The 19,940-nt window shown below is 67.9% G+C and carries 18 protein-coding genes; 15 read left to right on the top strand and 3 right to left on the bottom strand.

The window, feature by feature from the left end; all coding sequences use genetic code 11:
• The first annotated feature begins 14 nt into the window (after positions 1-14).
• The 6 genes from AWC06_RS03025 (at position 15) to AWC06_RS03000 (ending at position 7,485) form a co-directional block, all read left to right on the top strand.
• The gene (locus AWC06_RS03025; protein WP_085194253.1) at positions 15-1,370 is read left to right on the top strand and encodes an ABC transporter substrate-binding protein; all 1,356 of its coding nucleotides are present in this window, start codon (positions 15-17) and stop codon (positions 1,368-1,370) included.
• Positions 1,367-2,218 (top strand): ABC transporter permease, encoded by an 852-nt coding sequence (locus tag AWC06_RS03020; protein WP_085194251.1) that lies wholly within the window; start codon positions 1,367-1,369, stop codon positions 2,216-2,218. Before AWC06_RS03025 ends, AWC06_RS03020 begins: the two co-directional genes overlap by 4 nt.
• On the top strand, positions 2,215-2,955 hold the full coding sequence (locus tag AWC06_RS03015) for an ABC transporter ATP-binding protein (RefSeq protein WP_085194249.1): 741 nt from the start codon (positions 2,215-2,217) through the stop codon (positions 2,953-2,955). Before AWC06_RS03020 ends, AWC06_RS03015 begins: the two co-directional genes overlap by 4 nt.
• Positions 2,952-5,642, top strand: coding sequence for a fumarate reductase/succinate dehydrogenase flavoprotein subunit (locus AWC06_RS03010; RefSeq protein WP_085194247.1), 2,691 nt, complete (start codon positions 2,952-2,954; stop codon positions 5,640-5,642). The genes AWC06_RS03015 and AWC06_RS03010 overlap by 4 nt, the downstream gene beginning before the upstream one ends.
• An 89-nt stretch (positions 5,643-5,731) precedes the next feature.
• Positions 5,732-6,298: a TetR/AcrR family transcriptional regulator gene (locus tag AWC06_RS03005; RefSeq protein ID WP_227371077.1), complete on the top strand. Its 567-nt coding sequence runs from the start codon at positions 5,732-5,734 to the stop codon at positions 6,296-6,298.
• A gap of 47 nt (positions 6,299-6,345) precedes the next feature.
• Positions 6,346-7,485 (top strand): acyl-CoA dehydrogenase family protein, encoded by a 1,140-nt coding sequence (locus tag AWC06_RS03000; protein WP_085194245.1) that lies wholly within the window; start codon positions 6,346-6,348, stop codon positions 7,483-7,485.
• Positions 7,486-7,496: 11 nt separating this feature from the next.
• On the opposite strand, the gene AWC06_RS02995 is transcribed toward AWC06_RS03000, so the two are convergent.
• Complete coding sequence (locus AWC06_RS02995) at positions 7,497-8,702, bottom strand: serine hydrolase domain-containing protein (RefSeq protein ID WP_085194586.1); 1,206 nt, start codon at positions 8,700-8,702, stop codon at positions 7,497-7,499.
• An 11-nt stretch (positions 8,703-8,713) separates the two neighbouring features.
• The gene (locus AWC06_RS02990; protein WP_085194243.1) at positions 8,714-9,373 is read right to left on the bottom strand and encodes a class I SAM-dependent methyltransferase; all 660 of its coding nucleotides are present in this window, start codon (positions 9,371-9,373) and stop codon (positions 8,714-8,716) included.
• A gap of 94 nt (positions 9,374-9,467) precedes the next feature.
• On the opposite strand from AWC06_RS02990, the gene pyrR reads away from it, so the two are divergent.
• The 7 genes from pyrR to pyrF are packed head-to-tail and all read left to right on the top strand — an operon-like array spanning position 9,468 to position 18,093.
• Positions 9,468-10,058 carry a bifunctional pyr operon transcriptional regulator/uracil phosphoribosyltransferase PyrR gene (gene pyrR / locus AWC06_RS02985; RefSeq protein ID WP_085194241.1) on the top strand — a complete coding sequence of 197 codons (591 nt, stop codon included), beginning with the start codon at positions 9,468-9,470 and terminating at the stop codon, positions 10,056-10,058.
• Positions 10,055-10,999: an aspartate carbamoyltransferase catalytic subunit gene (locus AWC06_RS02980; RefSeq protein WP_085194239.1), complete on the top strand. Its 945-nt coding sequence runs from the start codon at positions 10,055-10,057 to the stop codon at positions 10,997-10,999. The genes pyrR and AWC06_RS02980 overlap by 4 nt, the downstream gene beginning before the upstream one ends.
• The gene (locus AWC06_RS02975) at positions 10,996-12,300 is read left to right on the top strand and encodes a dihydroorotase (protein WP_085194238.1); all 1,305 of its coding nucleotides are present in this window, start codon (positions 10,996-10,998) and stop codon (positions 12,298-12,300) included. The genes AWC06_RS02980 and AWC06_RS02975 overlap by 4 nt, the downstream gene beginning before the upstream one ends.
• The gene (locus AWC06_RS02970; protein WP_085194236.1) at positions 12,297-12,806 is read left to right on the top strand and encodes a PH-like domain-containing protein; all 510 of its coding nucleotides are present in this window, start codon (positions 12,297-12,299) and stop codon (positions 12,804-12,806) included. Before AWC06_RS02975 ends, AWC06_RS02970 begins: the two co-directional genes overlap by 4 nt.
• Positions 12,803-13,921, top strand: a complete 1,119-nt coding sequence (gene carA / locus AWC06_RS02965) for a glutamine-hydrolyzing carbamoyl-phosphate synthase small subunit (protein WP_085194235.1) — start codon at positions 12,803-12,805, stop codon at positions 13,919-13,921. The genes AWC06_RS02970 and carA overlap by 4 nt, the downstream gene beginning before the upstream one ends.
• Positions 13,922-17,269 carry a carbamoyl-phosphate synthase large subunit gene (carB, locus tag AWC06_RS02960; protein ID WP_085194233.1) on the top strand — a complete coding sequence of 1,116 codons (3,348 nt, stop codon included), beginning with the start codon at positions 13,922-13,924 and terminating at the stop codon, positions 17,267-17,269.
• A 2-nt stretch (positions 17,270-17,271) separates the two neighbouring features.
• Positions 17,272-18,093 carry an orotidine-5'-phosphate decarboxylase gene (gene pyrF, locus AWC06_RS02955; RefSeq protein ID WP_085194231.1) on the top strand — a complete coding sequence of 274 codons (822 nt, stop codon included), beginning with the start codon at positions 17,272-17,274 and terminating at the stop codon, positions 18,091-18,093.
• On the opposite strand, the gene AWC06_RS02950 is transcribed toward pyrF, so the two are convergent.
• The gene (locus AWC06_RS02950) at positions 18,090-18,491 is read right to left on the bottom strand and encodes a TOBE domain-containing protein (protein ID WP_139819881.1); all 402 of its coding nucleotides are present in this window, start codon (positions 18,489-18,491) and stop codon (positions 18,090-18,092) included. The two genes, pyrF and AWC06_RS02950, sit on opposite strands and share 4 nt — an antisense overlap.
• Positions 18,492-18,926: 435 nt before the next feature.
• On the opposite strand from AWC06_RS02950, the gene mihF reads away from it, so the two are divergent.
• Positions 18,927-19,244, top strand: coding sequence for an integration host factor, actinobacterial type (mihF, locus tag AWC06_RS02945; RefSeq protein ID WP_003932123.1), 318 nt, complete (start codon positions 18,927-18,929; stop codon positions 19,242-19,244).
• A 13-nt stretch (positions 19,245-19,257) separates the two neighbouring features.
• Positions 19,258-19,884: a guanylate kinase gene (gene gmk, locus AWC06_RS02940; protein ID WP_139819880.1), complete on the top strand. Its 627-nt coding sequence runs from the start codon at positions 19,258-19,260 to the stop codon at positions 19,882-19,884.
• The last annotated feature ends 56 nt before the right edge of the window (positions 19,885-19,940 follow it).

The raw sequence follows: 19,940 nt of genomic DNA, 5'->3' as shown, positions 1-19,940 counted from the left end.
CCACAGGACATCTCATGAGACGATCCGCCGTCTTGATGGCGTCGCTTGCCCTGGTTGCTTCGGGTTGCGCGCTGGACTCTGCCGACAGCGTCAATGTGGTCGTGGGCTACCAGTCCAGAACCATCAACACGGTGACCGCGGGCACGCTGCTGCGTGCCCAGGGTTATCTGGAGCGACGGCTCTCCGATGTCACCAGGCGCACCGGCACCAAATATCACGTGGTCTGGCAGGACTACGACACCGGCGCGCCGATCACCGCGCAGATGGTCGCCGAAAAGATCGACATCGGCTCCATGGGTGATTACCCCATGCTGATCAACGGATCCAAAACTCAAGCCAACCCACGTGCGGCCACCGAGATCGTCTCGGTGACCGGCTACAACGCCAAGGGCGGGCTGAACATGGTGGTGGTCGCACCCAATTCGCCCGCGGCCGCGGTGACCGACCTGGTCGGTAAAAAGGTCTCGGCCAGCGTCGGGTCGGCCGGTCATGGCACCTTGGTGCGGGCGCTTTCGAACGCCGGTATCAATCCCGGCACCGGCGTCGACGTACTCAACCAGCAACCGCAGGTCGGCGCGTCTGCTCTGGAGTCCGGTCAGGTACAGGCACTTTCGCAGTTCGTCGCGTGGCCGGGACTGTTGGTGTACCAGGGCAAGGCCAAGCTGCTCTACGACGGTGCGGAGCTCAACTACCCAACGCTGCACGGCGTGGTGGTGCGCCGCGCCTACGCTGCCGCGCACCCGGACGTGCTCGATGCGTTTCTACAGGCCCAGCTCGACGCCACCGACTTCATCAACGAAAAGCCTCTGGAGGCCGCGCGCATTGTCGCCGAGGGCAGCGGGCTGCCGCAGGAGGTCGTCTATCTCTACAACGGCCCGGGCGGTACATCCTTCGACACCACGCTCAAGCCGTCGCTGGTCGACGCACTGAAAAACGATGTGCCTTACCTGAAGTCGATCGGCGACTTCACCCCCCTCGATGTCGGAGCCTTTGTCCAGGACAGGCCGCTGCGGGCCGCGTTCGCCGCGCGCAAGCTCGATTACGACGCCTCACTGCGGGCTACCGCCAACCCCTCGGCGCGGGCCGCCGAATTGTGGCTGGACGGTTCGGATACCACCCGAGCGGTTGCCAATCCGACCGAGTTGTTGCGGGTCGTGCGCGACGCAACCGCCCGCGGCGCGCACGTGCGCGCCGCCTACGTGCACGACAGCGAACTGGGCACCCGCTGGTTCGCCGACAAATCGGTCTGGGTGCGAGCCGGCGACCAGTATCTGCCGTTCGACACCGTTGCGGGTGCGCAACGCTACGTCGGCGGGCATCCGGGCAGCGTCGCGGTCGACTACCAGCAGGCCCTGGCGGGTGCGGCATGACCGCCGTCGAGGTCGGCGCCGGCCCACTGGTCGCCGCACCCCTCAGTCCGACATGGCCGCGCGCGGGTGCCGTATGGCGGTCCCGGCTGCTGCGGTTGACGTCGATAGCGGCCGCGATCGGGTTGTGGCAGTTGCTCACCGCGGGTCACGTTCGGTTCTGGTTGCGATTCGACACCCTGCCCACCGTGACGCAGATTGTCGGCGCGCTGCGGCGCGCGCTCGGCACCGATGCCTACTGGATGGACCTGGGCCAGTCGCTGATCCGCATCCTCACCGGCTTCGGGCTGGCCGCCGCCGTCGGCGTGGCCACCGGGATCATGCTCGGCCGGTCAAGGCTTTTCGGTGACCTCTTCGGCCCGCTGACCGAGCTCGCCCGGCCGATCCCGGCGATCGCGGTGGTGCCGGTGGCCATCTTGCTGTTTCCCACCGACGAGGCCGGCATCGTGTTCATCACATTCCTCGCGGCCTACTTCCCGATCATGGTCAGCACCCGGCACGCCGTGCGGGCATTGCCCACCCTGTGGGAGGACTCGGTCCGCACGTTGGGCGGCGGCCGCGCCGACGTACTGATCCAGGTCGTGGTGCCGGGCATCCTGCCGGGTGTTTTCGGCGGCCTTTCGGTCGGCATGGGTGTGGCGTGGATCTGCGTGATATCGGCCGAGATGATCTCCGGTCGGCTCGGCGTCGGCTATCGCACCTGGCAGGCCTACACGGTGCTGGACTATCCGCAGGTGTTCGTCGGCATCATCACGATCGGGGTGCTCGGCTTCGCCACGGCGGCGGCGGTGGAGCTGGTCGGCCGACGGGTCACGCGGTGGCTGCCGCGCGGTGAGGAGAACGCACGATGACGGCCGGAATGAGCCTCGAGCTGGACCGAGTGCGGTTGTGCTACAGCGGCGTTCCGGTCATCGACGGGCTGAGCCTGCATGTGCGGCCGGGGGAGATCCTGGTACTCACAGGGCCGTCGGGCTGCGGCAAGACGACGGTACTGCGCGCGCTGGCCGGCCTGCTGGCCCCCGACGCGGGCCGGATATTGGCCGACGGCGCCGAGGTCACCACCACCTCGGGTGATCGCGGGGTGGTGTTTCAGGACAACGCGCTGTTGCCATGGCGCAGCGTGCATTCCAACATCACGTTGGCGCTGCGGCTGCGCGGCGAGCCGCGCGCCACCCGGGCCGCCCGGGCCGACCGCTGGATCGCCGAGCTCGGCCTGGCCGGCTTCGGGGACTACCTGCCCAAGAACCTCTCCGGCGGGATGCGACAGCGCGTCCAGCTGGCCCGGGGGCTGGCCGGGGCCCCGCGCGCGGTGATGATGGACGAGCCGTTCGGTGCGCTGGACACCCAAACCCGCGTCGCGATGCAGCGGCTGCTGATCGACTCCTGGCGAGCCCATCCGACGACGATCGTGTTCGTCACCCACGACGTCGACGAGGCACTGACGCTGGGGGACCGGGTTGCGGTGCTGGGCCGCGCGGGCCAGCCGCTGCAGGCGCTCGTCGACGTACCGGCGCCGCGCGACGATCGGCCGCGGCCAGAACTCCGCTCGGAAATCATTGCCGCGCTGCAGGATTCGATAGCCGCATGATCGACATCCCCGAGCCTGCGGCCCCCGTGCGCCTGGACTGTGACGTGCTGGTCATCGGCGGCGGTACCGCGGGCACCATGGCCGCCCTGACCGCGGCCGAGCACGGCGCGCAGGTGCTGCTGCTGGAAAAGGCGCACGTGCGCCACTCCGGGGCGCTGGCGATGGGCATGGACGGTGTCAACAACGCCGTCATACCCGGCAAGGCCGATCCCGAAGACTACGTCGCCGAGATCACCCGCGCCAACGACGGAATCGTCAACCAGCGCACCATTTACCAGACCGCCACCCGCGGGTTCGCGATGGTGCAGCGGCTCGAGCGCTATGGAGTCAAGTTCGAAAAAGACGAGCACGGCGAGTACGCGGTGCGACGAGTGCACCGATCCGGCTCATATGTGTTGCCGATGCCCGAGGGAAAGGATGTCAAAAAGGCCCTCTACCGGGTGCTGCGACAGCGATCGATGCGGGAAAAGATCCGCATCGAGAACCGGCTGATGCCGGTACGGGTTTTGGTGGACGACGGCCGCGCGGTGGGTGCGGCCGCATTGCACACGCGCACCGGGGAATTCGTCGGCGTCACCGCCAAGGCGGTGATCCTGGCCACCGGCGCGTGCGGGCGGCTCGGCCTGCCCGCGTCGGGATACCTATACGGCACCTACGAGAATCCGACCAACGCCGGCGACGGATATTCGATGGCGTACCACGCCGGCGCGGAGCTCTCCGGCATCGAGTGCTTCCAGGTCAACCCGTTGATCAAGGATTACAACGGCCCGGCCTGCGCGTACGTGGCCAACCCCTTCGGCGGCTACCAGGTCAACGCGCTGGGGGAGCGGTTCGTCGATTCGGACTACTGGTCGGGGCAAATGATGGCCGAGGTGCGCAGCGAGATCGAGTCCGCGCGCGGGCCGATTTACCTGAAGGTGTCGCATCTGCCCGACGAGACACTGACCGCGCTGGAGAACATCCTGCACAGCACCGAACGGCCCACCCGTGGCACGTTTCACGCCAACCGCGGCCACGACTACCGCACCCACGACGTCGAGATGCACATCTCCGAGATTGGCTTGTGCTCCGGGCATTCCGCATCCGGGGTATGGGTCGACGAGCATGCCCGCACCACGGTGCCCGGCCTTTATGCCGCCGGGGATCTGGCGTGTGTGCCGCACAACTACATGATCGGGGCGTTCGTCTTCGGCGACCTGGCCGGTGCGCACGCCGCCTCGACCTTGTCCGACATCGCCGCGCCCCAACGACTTCCGACCGACCAGCTGGTGGCTGCCCACGAACTGATCTACCGCCCACTGCGCCACCCCGACGGTCCACCGCAGCCGCAGGTCGAGTACAAGCTGCGCCGATTCGTCAACGACTATGTGGCGCCGCCGAAGTCGGCGGCCAAGCTGTCCATCGCCGTGCGCACCTTCGAGCGGATGCGCGCAGAGATCGCCGAGATCGGCGCCCGCACACCGCATGAGTTGATGCGGGCCGTCGAAGTGTCGTTCATCCGGGATTGCGCCGAACTGGCGGCCCGCTCGTCGCTGACGCGCACCGAATCACGTTGGGGGCTCTACCACGAACGCGCCGACCTGCCCGCACGCGACGACCAGCAGTGGGCTTACCACCTCAACCTGCGCAAGGCCGCCGACGGGTCGACGGAGTTCCTCAAGCGCCCGGTCGCCCCGTATTTTGTGTCGGTGCCCGGCCTGGACGCACTGCCGCCGGCCGACCAAACGGTGCGAACCGTCAAGCAGCCGCCGGTGGTCGGCGGTCGAGCCCCGGCCACCGCACGCTCGAGAGTCGGCGGTCAGGCACCAGCCGACCCGCCGTCGCCTCGTATCGCCGCCGTCCTGGCCCTCGACGAACCCACCATCGCGGATCTCGCTGGCTTCCTTAATGATCCGGATGCCGGCGTGCGACGGACCGCGGTGACCACGCTGACCGAGCACACGCCGGACGGCTACGCGGAGGCGCTGCTGGCCACACTCGACGACACCGATGCCGCGGTCCGGCGCGTCGCCGCCGACGGCGCGCGCGAACTCGTCGAAGTGCTACCGCGTCCGCGAGCCGCACAGGCATTTCTCACGTCAGCGGACGCAGTGGTTCGGGCCGTCAGCGTGTATCTGCTGGCCGCGCGCCGTGTCGGTGACGCCGAGGAGTACCGCCGCGCACTGTGCGACGCCGACCACCGGGTGCGGATCGAGGCGGTCCGCGCGCTGGTATCCATCGACGACGCGGCCGGAGTCGCCGCGGCCGCCCGCGACGACAACCGAGAGGTTCGTATCGCGGTGGCCAACGGCTTGGCCGCGCTGCGGGCAGGTCAGAACGTGGTGCGCGCTTTGCTCGCCGACCCGGATCCACTGGTACGCGCGGCGGCGCTCGCAGCGATAGGTGAAATAGGTTGCAGTGAAACGGATTTAGCTGCCGTCGAGCAGGCCTTACGCGCAACGGCATGGCAGGTGCGCGAGGGTGCGGCCCGGGCGCTGTCGGGTACCGCGGCGGAGCTGGCGGTCCCGCGGCTGGCCGACGCCCTTGTCGATGAGCACCTCGACGTGCGCAAGGCGGCTGTGCTGAGTTTGACTCGGTGGGCGTCCTCGGAGGCCGCGGCCCGCGACGCGCTGAGCATTGCGCTCAAAGACGACGACGCTGACGTGCGTGCCTACGCCCGCCGGGCACTGACGAGCGACTCCGCCTAGGGCTCCCGGCGGCGTCCAGGCGTTCGGAATATTGGACTGGTGTGCGATTTCGCAGTCGGCGTCTGCCTAGATCGCTAGGCTTACCGACCGTGGCATCCTCGGGCGGCTCGGCCAATTCGCGGCTCTCCGTGAATGACTGGGTGCAGGAGGGCTTCCGGGTGCTCGCCGAAGACGGTGTGAAGGGCTTGACGCTCGACCGGCTCTGCCGTCGGCTCGGGGTGACCAAGGGCAGCTTCTATTGGCATTTCAGCGACATGAAGGCTTACCGCGAAGCGCTGATCGGAACCTGGGCCGCCGTCCGCGACGAGGATCGCGGGTATTTCGACCAGCTGGCCAGCGAGCCTCCCCGGCAGCGGTTGTCGCGCATGATGACCGCACTGGTCGGTCCTCGGCACTGGATGCTGGAGCGGGCGATGCGGGAGTGGGCGCGATCGGAGACCGCGGTCGCCGCCGCTGTGCGGGCATCCGATCATCAGGTGGTCGCGGCAGTTCGGCAAGCGTTCCTCGACGACGGCTTCGGCCCCGAGGAGGCCGACATGCGTGCCAATGCCACGTTCGCCGCCGGCATCGGGTTCTTGCACCTGTCTGGTTCGCGGCCCAGCCCGCAGGCCGCCGGACGCCGAGAGGACTTCCTCGAGGTGATGCTGCGGCACTGAGCGTTTCCGCCGCTTACCATACCAAAAGGTATGGTACGGTCCTCGCCATGGTCAGCGCAGATTTCGTCGCCCGCTTGGCCGACCGCGCCGGTGAGGCGGAAAACATGCGCCGGCTGCCGCGCGCCACCATCGACGACTATCGGGAATCCGGTCTCGCACGTCTGCTGCTGCCGGCGCGTTACGGCGGTCAGCAGGCCGACTTTCCGGACAGCCTCGACGCGGTACGCACAATGGCCCACGGCTGCGCCTCGAGCGCTTGGACACTGGGGTTCTACACGCTCCACAACTGGCTGCTCGCGCTGTTCGACGAGCAAGCTCAAGACGAAGTGTTCGTCGACGGGCCGGTGCTGTGCCCTGCGCCGCTGGCGCCGACCGGGCGCGGCGCGCCGGTGGACGGCGGGATCCGGTTGACCGGCCGATGGTCATGGGCGACCGGGGTGATGGAGGCCGACTGGGTGTTGGTCGGCGCGATCTGCGGCCCAGACGACGAACCGTATCCGGCGCTGGTTCTGCTGCCGGCGAGCGATATTCGTGTCGACGATGTGTGGCACACCGCTGGGATGTGCGCCACCGGCTCCAACGACGTCGTCGTCGACGACGTGTGGGTGCCCGGGCACCGGCTGGTCAAGGTGGTCGACATCTACAGCGGCACAACGCCGGGTGCGGCGCTGCACGACGCCGCGGTGTACCGCTGGCCGATGGTGCCCGCGCTGGCTCTGACGGCCGCGATGCCCGCGCTGGGTTCCGCCGAACTGGTCGCCGATCTCTACGCCCAGCGGCTCGGTGAGCGAATACTTGCCTATTCCGGTGTGGCGCAAAAGGATCAGCCCACCGCGCAGGTTCGTCTCGGCGATGCGCGCGTGCGGCTGCGCACGCTGCGGACATTGGTCGACGCCGCCGCCGACGACATCCAGTCCAGGGTCTCCGGGGGGCAGCATGTCGGCCGTGCGGCCCGCGCCAACACACGCGCGGCCGCGGCGCACGTCGTACATGAATCCCGTGCGGTGATCGCCGATCTGCTCGAGGCGTCCGGCGCCAGCGTGCAGTTCCTCGACAACCCCATGCAGCGGGCCAAACGCGATGTCGACGTGATCGCCGGGCACGTGGTGTTCGACTACGACCTCAGCCGCGAGCTGGCCGGCGCGCTGGAGATCGGCGCAAACGTGTCGCCGTTCGCCATGATCTAGGCGCGGTGGGACTAGAGCCCCAGCGCGCGATAGGTGCGGTGCACGAATTTCGGTTGCACCGCTTGCAGCTTCGCGCGCGACGTGTTGCCGGCGACCGCCGCGGCCGCGTCGCCGGACAGAGTCGGCAGATTCTGAATCAGATAGAGCAGGATCAGGTCGGCGCTCGGGTCGGCCTGCCACCACGTCCCGTATGCGCCGGGCCAACTGAACGTCCCCAGCCCGCCGGGCCCGAACAGCGGCGCCGACTTCGCCGGATCGGTCACCACCGACAGGTTCAGCCCGAATCCGCGACCGATCCAAAACGGCGAGCCGAGAAAGGTGTGCCGCTTCTGCTCGTCGGTGAGACGATCGGTGCGCATCGCGCGCGCCGACTCCGGCGACAGCACCTTCACGCCGTCCAATGTGCCGTCGCGCAACAACATTTCGACGAACCGCAGGTAGTCGTCGGCGGTCGACCATAATCCGCCGCCGGCGTTACAGAACGCCGGAGGTGAGATGTGTGGCTGGCCCATCACGTCGTGCTGCAGCCGGTCATTTTCGTCGAGCCGGTACATGGTCGCGGTGCGACGACGGCCCTCGAGCGAGACGAAGAACCCGGTGTCGACCATGCCGAGCGGCTGCAGGATCCGCTCGTCGAGCACCTGGTAGAACGGCTTGCCTTCGATCCGCGACACGAGCACCCCGAGCACGTCGATGGCGTGGCTGTAGGTCATCCGCTCACCGGGCTGATGCACCAGCGGCAACTCGGCCAGTGCGGCCAGCCAGACGTCGGGACCGTGCCCGAACGGGAGGCGAACATAGGCGCGGGAAATCGGTCCGCCGACCGAAAATCCGTAGCCCAGACCGCTGGTGTGGGTGAGCAGATCCTCGACCAGGATCGCCCGCCGCACCGGATGGGTGCGGTCCAGCGGTCCGGTTGGGTCGTCGAGCACCCGCATGTCGGCGAACTCCGGCAGCCAGCGCACGATCGGATCGCGCAATGCCAGCTTGCCCTCGTCGACCAGGGTCATCGCCGCTGCGACCGTGACCGGCTTGGTCATCGACGCGATGCGAAACAGGGTGTCGCGTTGCATCGGCAGCCGCGCGTCGATGTCGCGATAGCCGATCTCGTTGACCTGCAACATTTCTCCGTGCTGCCAGACCATGGTCACCGCGCCGGCGAGCAGGCCGGCGTCGAAGGCCTCGCGGATGGAGGCCTGGTTGCCATCGAGGTTCACCCGGTTGAGCGTCATCCGCGGCGCTGCGCCTGCACGAGCCAGAAGGCCATTTCGACTTGTTCGCCCTCCATCTCGCGGCGCACGGTGGCCGGCTCCAGCGACACGATGTCCCAGCCGGCGCCGCCGAGGACGTCGCGCAGCGTCTGCTCGGTGACCGTCGGGCGCGGTCGTTCGGGGTCCGGGGGGTTGGCGTCGCAGAAGCAACTGAGCAAGAGGGTGGCGCCCGAGCGGGTGGCGCGGTGCACCGCGGCGGCGTACCTGCGTTTGCCTTCGTCGTCGAGGCAGTGGAACATGCCGCTGTCGACGACGGTGTCGAACGCATCGGTGTAACCGTCGAGCCTGGTGGAGTCGGCCACCGCAAACGTCACGTTCACACCCGCGTCCTTGGCGCGGCGCTCGGCGGTGATCAGGGCGGTCGGGGAGATGTCCAGCCCGGTGACGTGAAAACCTTTTTCGGCCAGGTAGACGGCGTTGTCGCCGAGTCCGCAGCCGATGTCCAACACCTCCCCGTGCACCAGACCTTGGGTTTGCCAGCCGACAACACTTTCCTTGGGTGCCTTGGTATCCCATGGCGGCGTCGTCACCGCCGGGAGGCCCTCACCCGGGCTTTCGCCACGGTAGAGGGCGTCGAAGTCGATACGCGGAAAACCGGAGGATTGTGAGCCTGTCATTTTCGCCAGCGTAACTGGGAGTGTTACGCTGCCGGTCAGTCGACATCCTTTAACGATCCGTCCGGTGAGGCGGAGAAGGAGGTCAAGGTCGCGCATGGGCGCTGCGGGTGGTATCGGCTTAGGCAGCGGATCCCGGGAATTGATGTCGGCGGCCGACGTGGGTCGCACCATTTCCCGCATCGCACACCAGATCATCGAGAAGACCGCTCTGGACGACATGAGTGGGCCCGCGCCCCGGGTGGTGTTGCTCGGGATTCCGACCCGCGGGGTGATCCTGGCCGAGCGGCTGGCGGCCAACATCCGTGAATTCTCCGGCGTGGACGTTGCCCACGGCGCGCTGGACATCACCCTTTACCGCGACGACCTGATGCAAAAGCCGCCGCGCCCGCTGGAGGCCACCTCGATACCGGCCGGCGGCATCGACGACGCGCTGGTGATCCTCGTCGACGACGTGCTGTACTCCGGTCGTTCGGTGCGCTCGGCGCTGGATGCGCTGCGTGACCTGGGCCGCCCGCAAGTCGTGCAGTTGGCGGTGCTGGTCGACCGGGGACACCGCGAGCTGCCGCTGCGGGCCGACTACGTCGGCAAGAACGTGCCCACATCGCGCAGCGAGAGCGTGCATGTGCTGCTCGCCGAGCACGACGGCCGCGACGGCGTGGTGATCTCTCGCGAGGAGGCGCCATGACCAGGCACCTGCTGGCCGCCGGCGACCTGAGTCGCGACGACGCCACTGCGATCCTCGACGACGCCGACCGGTTCGCACAGGCGCTGGTGGGCCGCGAGGTCCGCAAGCTGCCGACGCTGCGCGGCCGGACCGTGATCACGATGTTCTACGAGAACTCCACTCGCACCCGAGTCTCGTTCGAGGTCGCCGGCAAGTGGATGAGCGCCGACGTGATCAACGTCAGCTCCGCCGGATCGTCGGTGGCCAAAGGCGAATCGCTGCGCGATACCGCGCTGACGCTGCGGGCGGCGGGCGCCGACGCGCTGATCATCCGGCACCCCGCGTCGGGTGCGGCGCATCTTCTGGCCGACTGGACCGCTGACGGCGCCGGCGGTCCGTCGGTGATCAACGCCGGCGACGGCACCCACGAGCACCCGACTCAGGCGCTGCTGGACGCGCTGACCATCCGGCAGCGCCTCGGTGACATCGAGGGCCGCCGCGTCGTCATCGTGGGCGATATCCTGCACAGCCGGGTCGCCCGTTCCAACGTCATGCTGCTCGACACCCTGGGCGCCGAGGTGGTGCTCGTGGCGCCGCCGACACTGCTGCCGGTCGGGGTTTCCGACTGGCCGGTCACCGTCTCCTACGATCTGGACGCCGAACTGCCTGTGGCCGACGCGGTGCTGATGTTGCGGGTGCAGGCCGAGCGGATGAACGGCGGCTTCTTCCCGTCCGCGCGTGAGTATTCCGTGCTCTACGGGCTTTCCGAACGGCGCCAGGCGATGCTTCCCGGTCATGCCGTGGTGCTGCATCCCGGACCGATGCTTCGCGGCATGGAGATCTCCTCATCGGTGGCTGACTCCACGCAATCCGCTGTGCTGCAACAGGTTTCCAATGGTGTTCATGTGCGGATGGCGGTGCTGTTCCATCTGCTGGTGGGAGCAGCGGAGGTCGTGGCGTGAGCGTGCTGATCCGCGGTGTTCGCCGCTACGGCGAGGGGGACCGGGTCGACGTATTGGCCGACACCGCAGGCTTTGAAGGTCAGATCGCCGATATCGGTGCCGGACTACGGATTCCCGACGACGCCGACGTGATCGACGCCACCGGACAGGTGTTGCTGCCGGGCCTGGTCGATCTGCACACCCATCTGCGCGAGCCCGGCCGCGAATACGCTGAGGACATCGAAACCGGTTCGGCCGCAGCAGCTCTCGGCGGTTACACCGCCGTGTTCGCGATGGCCAACACGAATCCGGTGGCCGACAGCCCAGTGGTCACCGACCATGTCTGGCACCGGGGCCAGCAGGTGGGCCTGGTCGACGTGCACCCGGTCGGGGCGGTCACCGTTGGTCTGGCCGGAACCGAGCTCACCGAGATGGGCATGATGGCCGCCGGTACCGCGCAGGTGCGGATGTTCTCCGATGACGGCAAGTGCGTGTACGACCCGCTGGTGATGCGGCGGGCCCTGGAGTACGCCACCGGCCTGGGCGTCTTGATAGCACAGCACGCCGAGGAGCCCAGATTGACCGGCGGCGCCGTCGCGCACGAAGGCCCAAACGCCGCCAGGCTGGGACTCTCCGGATGGCCGAGGGCGGCCGAAGAATCGATCGTCGCCCGCGACGCCCTGCTGGCCCGCGACGCCGGTGCCCGGGTGCACATCTGTCACGCGTCCACTGCCGGTACCGTCGAGATCCTCAGATGGGCCAAGGCCCAAGGCATTTCGATCACCGCCGAGGTCACGCCGCATCACCTTCTGCTCGACGACAGTCGGCTGGCCAGCTATGACGGGGTGAACCGGGTCAACCCGCCGTTGCGTGAAGCCGCCGACGCGGGCGCGCTGCGTCAAGCGCTCGCCGACGGGGTAATCGACTGCGTGGCCACCGATCACGCCCCGCACGCCGAACACGAGAAATGTGTCGAGTTCGCCGCTGCGCTGCCGGGAATGCTGGGATTGCAGACTGCGCTGTCCGCCGTGGTGCAGGCTATGGTCATGCCCGGTCTGTTGACGTGGCGTGATGTGGCGCGCGTAATGAGCGAGAACCCGGCGCGCATCGCCGGGCTGCCCGACCACGGGCGCCCACTGGAAATCGGGGAGCCGGCCAACCTCACCGTGGTGGATCCCGATGCCACCTGGACGGTGGCCGGAGCGGACTTGGCAAGCAGGTCGTCCAACACCCCGTACGAGGCGATGACGTTGCCCGCCACGGTGACCACAACACTGCTGCGCGGCAAGATCACCGCGCGCGACGGGAAGAGCCCGGCATGAACTCCGCAACCTTGGTCGCATCGCTGATCGTCGCCGCGCTTGTGGCGGTGCTGATCACATTGGTCATCCAGCTGATGATGCGCGGCTGGCGGCGGCGTGGGGAGCGGCAGGCCGAGATTATCGGCGCACTGCCCGACGTGCCCGACGAGCTGGGCTCGGCGATGATCACCACCCGCGGCGTCTATTGCGGCTGCACGATGGCGCCGAACTGGAACGAGCGGATCACCGCCGGTGATCTGGGCTACCGCAGTAAGGCGGTGCTTAGCCGCCATCCCGAGGGAATATTGCTGCAACGCATTCGTGCGCGCCCGATTTGGATTCCGCAGGACTCCGTTACCGCCGTCCGCATCGAGCGCGGCATAGCCGGCAAGGTCGCAACCCGCGTCGGCGTACTGGCGATCCGGTGGCGGCTGCCGTCGGGCGCCGAGATCGACACCGGGTTTCGGGCAAGCAATCGGAGCGAGTATGACCGCTGGCTGGAGGCTGAACAAGAGGGCGCCGCATGAGTAGAGCGCTCCTGGTCCTCGAGGACGGCCGGATCTTCACCGGAACCGCATTCGGCGCGGTGGGCCAGACACTGGGCGAAGCGGTGTTCTCCACCGGCATGTCGGGCTATCAGGAGACGCTGACCGATCCCAGCTATCACCGGCAGATCGTGGTGGCCACCGCCCCGCAGATCGGCAACACCGGCTGGAACGGCGAGGACGCCGAAAGCCGCGGCGACAAGATCTGGGTCGCCGGCTACGCAGTGCGCGATCCCTCACCGCGAGCGTCGAACTGGCGAGCCACCGGCACGCTCGAAGACGAGCTGGTGCGCCAGAGGGTGGTCGGGATCGCCGGCATCGACACCCGCGCCGTGGTGCGCCATCTGCGCAGCCGCGGCTCGATGAAGGCCGGCGTGTTCTCCGGTGCGTCGCTCGATGAGCCCGAGGAGTTGATACAGCGGGTGCGCGAGCAGCAGCCGATGCTGGGCGCCGATCTGGCCGGCCAGGTCAGCACCGCGGACGGCTATGTCGTCGAACCCGAAGGGCCGCCCCGGTTCACGGTGGCCGCAATCGATCTCGGCATCAAGACGAACACCCCGCGCAACTTCGCCCGTCGAGGAGTTCGCAGCCGGGTGCTGCCGTCCTCGGCGACCTTCGAGCAGATCGCCGAGGTCAAACCGCACGGCGTGTTCTTGTCCAACGGCCCGGGCGACCCGGCCACCGCCGACCACGTCGTCGGGGTTACCCGCCAGGTGCTGGAGGCCGGAATCCCGTTGTTCGGCATCTGTTTCGGCAACCAGATCCTGGGCCGCGCGCTTGGCCTGTCGACCTACAAGATGGTGTTCGGTCATCGAGGTATCAACGTCCCGGTGATGGACCACGCGACCGGCCGGGTCGCGGTGACCGCCCAGAACCACGGCTTCGCATTGGAGGGGGAGGCCGGCCAGTCCTTCGACACGCCGTTCGGTCCGGCGGTGGTCAGCCATACCTGTGCCAACGACGGGGTGGTTGAAGGCGTCAAACTTGCCAGCGGCAAAGCGTTTTCGGTGCAATACCATCCGGAGGCCGCGGCCGGACCGCACGACGCGGAATACCTGTTCGACCAGTTCGTCGACCTGATGGCAGGGGAGCGCTAGATGCCGCGGCGAACCGACCTGCGCCACGTTCTGGTGATCGGCTCCGGGCCGATCGTCATCGGGCAGGCCTGCGAATTCGACTACTCGGGCACCCAGGCGTGCCGGGTCCTGAAAGCCGACGGCCTGGAGGTGACGCTCGTCAACTCGAATCCGGCCACGATCATGACCGACCCGGAGTACGCCGATCACACCTACGTCGAGCCGATCACGCCGGCGTTCGTCGAACGGGTCATCGCCCAGCAGGCCGAGCGAGGCAACAAGATCGACGCGCTGCTGGCAACTCTGGGAGGCCAGACCGCGCTTAACACCGCGGTCGCGCTGTACGAGAACGGGGTATTGGAGCGCTATGACGTCGAGTTGATCGGCGCCGACTTCGACGCCATCCAACGCGGTGAGGATCGCCAGCGGTTCAAGGACATCGTCGCCAAGGTCGGCGGCGAATCAGCCCGCAGCCGCGTCTGTTTCACCATGGACGAGGTCCATGAGACCGTCGCCGAGCTGGGCCTTCCGGTCGTGGTGCGTCCGTCGTTCACCATGGGGGGCCTGGGTTCGGGGATGGCGCACAGCGCCGACGAGGTCGACCGGATGGCCGGTGCGGGCCTGGCCGCCTCTCCCAGCGCCAATGTGCTGATCGAGGAATCCATTTACGGCTGGAAGGAATTCGAGCTCGAGCTGATGCGTGACGGGCACGACAACGTCGTCGTGGTGTGCTCGATCGAAAACGTCGACCCGATGGGCGTGCACACCGGCGACTCGGTGACTGTCGCGCCGGCGATGACGCTGACCGACCGGGAATACCAGGTGATGCGGGATTTGGGGATCGCCATCCTGCGTGAAGTCGGCGTCGACACCGGCGGCTGCAACATCCAGTTCGCCGTCAACCCGCGCGACGGGCGGCTGATCGTCGTCGAGATGAACCCGCGGGTATCACGTTCATCCGCGCTGGCATCCAAGGCCACCGGCTTTCCGATCGCAAAGATCGCCGCCAAACTGGCCATCGGCTACACGCTCGACGAGATCCTGAACGACATCACCCGCGAAACACCGGCGTGCTTCGAGCCGACGCTGGACTACATCGTGGTCAAGGCCCCGCGGTTCGCGTTCGAGAAATTCCCCGGCGCCGACCCGACGCTCACCACCACGATGAAATCCGTCGGTGAAGCAATGTCGTTGGGCCGCAACTTCATCGAGGCACTCGGCAAGGTGATGCGCTCGCTGGAAACCAGCCGTGCCGGGTTCTGGACGGCGCCCGATCCGGAACTGGCTGTCGACGACGTGCTGCGGCGGCTGCGCACACCCAGCGAGGGCCGGCTCTACGACATCGAGCTGGCGCTGCGGCTGGGTGCGACGGTCGAGCAGGTCGCCGAGGCATCCGGTGTCGACCCGTGGTTCGTCGCCCAGATCGGCGAGCTCGTCGAGTTGCGGCGTGAGTTGGTCGACGCCGCTGTCCTCGACGTGGATCTGCTGCGGCGCGCCAAGCACAGCGGCTTGTCCGACCGCCAAATCGCCACGCTGCGACCCGAACTGGCCGGCGAGGACGGGGTGCGATCGTTGCGGAGCCGGCTCGGCATCCACCCCGTGTACAAGACCGTGGACACCTGCGCGGCCGAGTTCGAGGCCAAGACGCCATATCACTACAGCAGCTATGAGCTCGACCCGGCCGCCGAGACCGAGGTCGCCCCGCAGACCGAGAAGCCCAAGGTACTGATCCTCGGGTCGGGGCCCAACCGTATCGGCCAGGGTATCGAGTTCGACTACAGCTGCGTGCATGCCGCAACCACGCTGAGCCAGGCCGGTTTTGAGACCATCATGGTCAACTGCAACCCGGAGACGGTGTCCACCGACTACGACACCGCCGACCGGCTGTATTTCGAGCCGCTGACGTTCGAGGACGTGCTGGAGGTGTTCCACGCCGAAGCACAGTCGGCCGCCGGTGGTCCGGGCGTGGCCGGTGCCATCGTGCAGCTCGGCGGGCAGACCCCGCTCGGGTTGGCGCAGCGGCTCTCCGACGCCGGGGTGCCGATCGTCGGGACGCCGCCGCAGGCCATCGATTTGGCCGAGGACCGCGGCGCATTCGGCGATGTGCTGTCCACCGCCGGGCTGCCCGCACCGCGCTACGGCACCGCGACGACATTCGCGCAGGCCCGCCGGATCGCGGCCGAAATCGGCTATCCGGTGCTTGTTCGCCCGTCCTATGTGCTGGGTGGCCGCGGCATGGAAATCGTCTACGACGACGACACGCTGCAGGGCTACATCGCCCGCGCCACCGAACTTTCACCCGAGCACCCGGTGCTCGTCGACCGCTTCCTGGAGGACGCGATCGAGATCGACGTCGACGCGCTCTGCGACGGCGATGAGGTCTACATCGGCGGGATCATGGAGCACATCGAGGAGGCCGGCATCCACTCCGGTGACTCGGCCTGTGCACTGCCCCCGGTTACGCTGGGCCGCAGCGACATTGAGAAGGTGCGAAAAGCGACCGAGGCCATCGCGCACGGCATCGGCGTAGTGGGCCTGCTCAATGTGCAGTACGCCCTGAAGGACGACGTGCTCTACGTACTGGAGGCCAACCCGCGGGCCAGCCGCACGGTGCCGTTCGTGTCCAAGGCCACCGCTGTCCCGCTGGCCAAGGCTTGTGCGCGGATTATGCTGGGCGCCAAGATCTCTCAGTTGCGCGACGAGGGAATGCTGGCGTCATCCGGGGACGGCGGCAGCGCGGCGTCGGATGCCCCGATCGCCGTCAAGGAAGCGGTGCTGCCGTTTCACCGGTTCCGTCGGGCCGACGGCTCGGGCATCGACTCGCTGCTGGGCCCGGAGATGAAATCGACCGGCGAGGTGATGGGCATCGACCACGACTTCGGCAGCGCCTTCGCCAAAAGTCAGACCGCCGCGTACGGCTCGCTGCCGGTTCAGGGCACCGTGTTCGTCTCGGTGGCCAACCGGGACAAGCGGTCACTGGTGTTTCCCGTCAAGCGGTTGGCCGATCTGGGCTTTCGGGTACTGGCCACCGAGGGAACCGCGGAAATGCTGCGCCGCAACGGGATTCCGTGTGACGAGGTCCGCAAGCATTTCGAGGCGCCGCAGCCAGGCCGTCCGCCGGTGTCCGCCGTCGACGCAATCAAGGCGGGCGAGGTCGACATGGTGATCAACACGCCCTACGGCAACTCGGGCCCACGCATCGACGGCTACGAGATCCGCTCGGCGGCAGTGGCAATGAACATTCCCTGCGTGACCACGGTGCAGGGCGCCTCGGCGGCCGTCCAGGGCATCGAAGCCGGCATCCGCGGCGTCATCGGTGTGCGCTCACTGCAGGAGCTGCACAGCGCGCTCGGCAACGGCGGCAACTAGCCGTGCCCGGGTTCGGTGCCCGGCTGCGTGACGCGATATCGCGTCGAGGGCCCTTGTGTCTGGGCATCGATCCGCACCCGGAACTGTTGCAGGCGTGGAATCTTCCGCTCAGCCCCGACGGGCTTGCGGCGTTCTGCGACATCTGCGTGCAGGCCTACGCCGACGTCGCCGTCGTCAAACCCCAGGTGGCGTTCTTCGAGGCGTATGGCGCCGCGGGATACGCGGTGTTGGAGCGCACGATCGCCGCGCTGCGCGAGGCCGGCGTGCTGGTGCTGGCCGACGCCAAACGCGGCGACATCGGCTCGACGATGGCGGCCTACGCCGCCGCCTGGGCGGGTGACTCGCCGCTGGCCACCGACGCCGTCACGGCCTCGCCGTATCTGGGATTCGGGTCGTTGACGCCGCTGCTGGACAGCGCGGCGGCGCACGGCCGAGGGGTGTTCGTGCTGGCGGCCACCTCCAACCCCGAGGGCGCAACGGTGCAGCGCGCCCAGACCGACGGCCGCACGGTGGCCCAGTCGATCGTCGACCAGGCGGCGGCGGTGAATCGGGCGCTGCGTCCAGAACCCGGTTGCGTGGGCGTCGTCATCGGAGCGACGGTGAGCGAAGCACCCGATGTCAGCGCACTGGACGGACCGGTGCTGGTGCCGGGCATCGGAACGCAGGGCGGGCAGGCCGAGGCGCTTCGCGGATTGGGCGGGGCCGCCCCCGGTCAGCTGCTACCAGCGGTGTCCCGCGACGTGCTGAGGGCGGGACCCGACGTCGGGGCGCTGCGGGCGGCCGGGGAGCGGATGCGCGACGCGCTGGCCTACCTCGCGGGCTAGCCTTCCGGGATTTCGACGATGACGTTGGTGGCCTTGACGACGGCTACCGCGATGCTGCCGGGCGCGAGTTTCAGTTCGCGCGCGGCCTCGGTGCTCATCAGGGACACGACGGTGTGAGGCCCGCATTGCATCTCGACGTGGGTCATCACCTTGTCGGTGACCACGTTGGTGACCAGGCCGACGAAGCGATTACGCGCCGAGCTGCCGACGCCGAGGGGATTGCGCGGCAGCGGGGGCGCGTTGCTGCGCAGAAATTTGGCCAACACATCCCCGGCGATCACCTTGCGGCCGGAGGCGTCCTGGGTGGCCGACAAAGTGCCCTGGTCGATCCAGCGCCGGACGGTGTCGTCGCTGACTCCCAGCAGCTCGGCCGCCTCGCGGATCCGCATCATTGGCACGGCTAGATCCTAGGCGGATCGACCCCTACGACCGCTACTACAGGCCGTAGTTGACCGTCTGATGTGGCCGAACGCGCCGGCCGACACGCGCGACACGCCGTGACGTGCGTAATTGCCGAATTTTCTGCTTTGCGCGGCTCAGCGGCAATCGCGGAGACGTGTCGTGTTTAGCTGCACCGCCGGGTCGGCAGCCTGAAAACCCCTGGTAGACACCGGTATCCGGGTCGACGGCATGGTCCCGCCGCCGCCGAAACCGCGCCCCGCATATGCTCGGCCGCTGCCCTCACCGATGCCGCCGACCGAGCCCACACGCTGGGCCTTCATGGCCCCAACCAGGGGGGCGGGTTAGATTTCGTCTGACGGCGTGGGTACGGTCGTCTGCGCTGGCTGGAGTACCCGGCTAAGACAAACAAAGATCGATGAGACGGAGGAATCGTGGCCCTTCCCCAGTTGACCGACGAGCAGCGCGCGGCCGCGTTGGAGAAGGCTGCCGCCGCACGTCGAGCGAGAGCCGAGCTCAAAGACCGGCTGAAGCGCGGCGGCACCAACCTCAAGCAGGTGCTAAAGGACGCTGAGACCGACGAGGTCTTGGGCAAGATGAAGGTTTCCGCGCTGCTGGAGGCCTTGCCGAAGGTGGGCAAGGTCAAGGCGCAGGAAATCATGACCGAGCTCGAAATCGCCCCGACCCGCCGCCTGCGTGGGCTCGGCGATCGTCAGCGCAAAGCACTGCTGGAAAAGTTCGACTTCTCCTAATCCGGGAGGGTCGGTGACCGCCGACGGAGGACCGGACGGCGGGCGCGACGAACGCCTGAGGCCGCTGGCCACAGGACGCGTGGTCGTGCTGTCCGGTCCCTCCGCGGTCGGGAAGTCGACGCTGGTCAAGTGCCTGCGTGAACGGATTCCCGACCTGCACTTCAGCGTGTCGGCGACGACTCGGGCGCCGCGACCGGGTGAGGTCGACGGCGTCGACTACCACTTCGTCAGCCCGGCCCGATTTCAGCAGCTGATCGACGCGGGCGCCCTGCTGGAGTGGGCCGAGATCCACGGAGGGCTGCACCGCTCGGGCACGTTGGCCCAGCCGGTCCGCGACGCCACCGCCGCCGGGCACCCGGTCCTCATCGAGGTCGACCTGGCCGGGGCTCGCGCGATCAAACAGGCAATGCCCGAGGCGATCACCGTCTTCCTGGCCCCGCCAAACTGGGAGACGCTGGAGGCGAGATTGACCGGCCGGGGAACCGAGACGCCCGAGGTGATCCAGCGTCGGCTCGCCACCGCCCGCGCCGAGCTGGCGGCTCAGGGCGACTTCGACGAGGTCGTGGTCAACGCTCGATTGGAGACTGCGTGCTCTGAATTGGTATCCTTGCTGGTGGAAAACGCGCCGGGTACGGCGTGATCGCCATCCAGACTCGATTCACCACTAGTTGTTCACCGCTCGACCACCTTGCCCGA

Origin of the sequence: Mycobacterium fragae (assembly GCF_002102185.1) — a bacterium.
In the GTDB taxonomy this organism is placed as follows: domain Bacteria; phylum Actinomycetota; class Actinomycetes; order Mycobacteriales; family Mycobacteriaceae; genus Mycobacterium; species Mycobacterium fragae.
This window is presented reverse-complemented; position numbering and strand designations above follow the sequence as displayed.

Excerpts from the sequence above, each read along its gene's own strand:
- carA (WP_085194235.1), top strand. The coding sequence starts at position 12,803 with ATGAGTAGAGCGCTCCTGGTCCTCGAGGACGGCCGGATCTTCACCGGA.
- AWC06_RS03020 (WP_085194251.1), top strand. The coding sequence starts at position 1,367 with ATGACCGCCGTCGAGGTCGGCGCCGGCCCACTGGTCGCCGCACCCCTC.
- carB (WP_085194233.1), top strand. The coding sequence starts at position 13,922 with ATGCCGCGGCGAACCGACCTGCGCCACGTTCTGGTGATCGGCTCCGGG.
- AWC06_RS02990 (WP_085194243.1), bottom strand. The coding sequence starts at position 9,373 with ATGACAGGCTCACAATCCTCCGGTTTTCCGCGTATCGACTTCGACGCC.
- AWC06_RS02980 (WP_085194239.1), top strand. The coding sequence starts at position 10,055 with ATGACCAGGCACCTGCTGGCCGCCGGCGACCTGAGTCGCGACGACGCC.
- pyrR (WP_085194241.1), top strand. The coding sequence starts at position 9,468 with ATGGGCGCTGCGGGTGGTATCGGCTTAGGCAGCGGATCCCGGGAATTG.
- AWC06_RS03000 (WP_085194245.1), top strand. The coding sequence starts at position 6,346 with ATGGTCAGCGCAGATTTCGTCGCCCGCTTGGCCGACCGCGCCGGTGAG.
- AWC06_RS03015 (WP_085194249.1), top strand. The coding sequence starts at position 2,215 with ATGACGGCCGGAATGAGCCTCGAGCTGGACCGAGTGCGGTTGTGCTAC.
- AWC06_RS03010 (WP_085194247.1), top strand. The coding sequence starts at position 2,952 with ATGATCGACATCCCCGAGCCTGCGGCCCCCGTGCGCCTGGACTGTGAC.
- AWC06_RS02970 (WP_085194236.1), top strand. The coding sequence starts at position 12,297 with ATGAACTCCGCAACCTTGGTCGCATCGCTGATCGTCGCCGCGCTTGTG.
- AWC06_RS03025 (WP_085194253.1), top strand. The coding sequence starts at position 15 with ATGAGACGATCCGCCGTCTTGATGGCGTCGCTTGCCCTGGTTGCTTCG.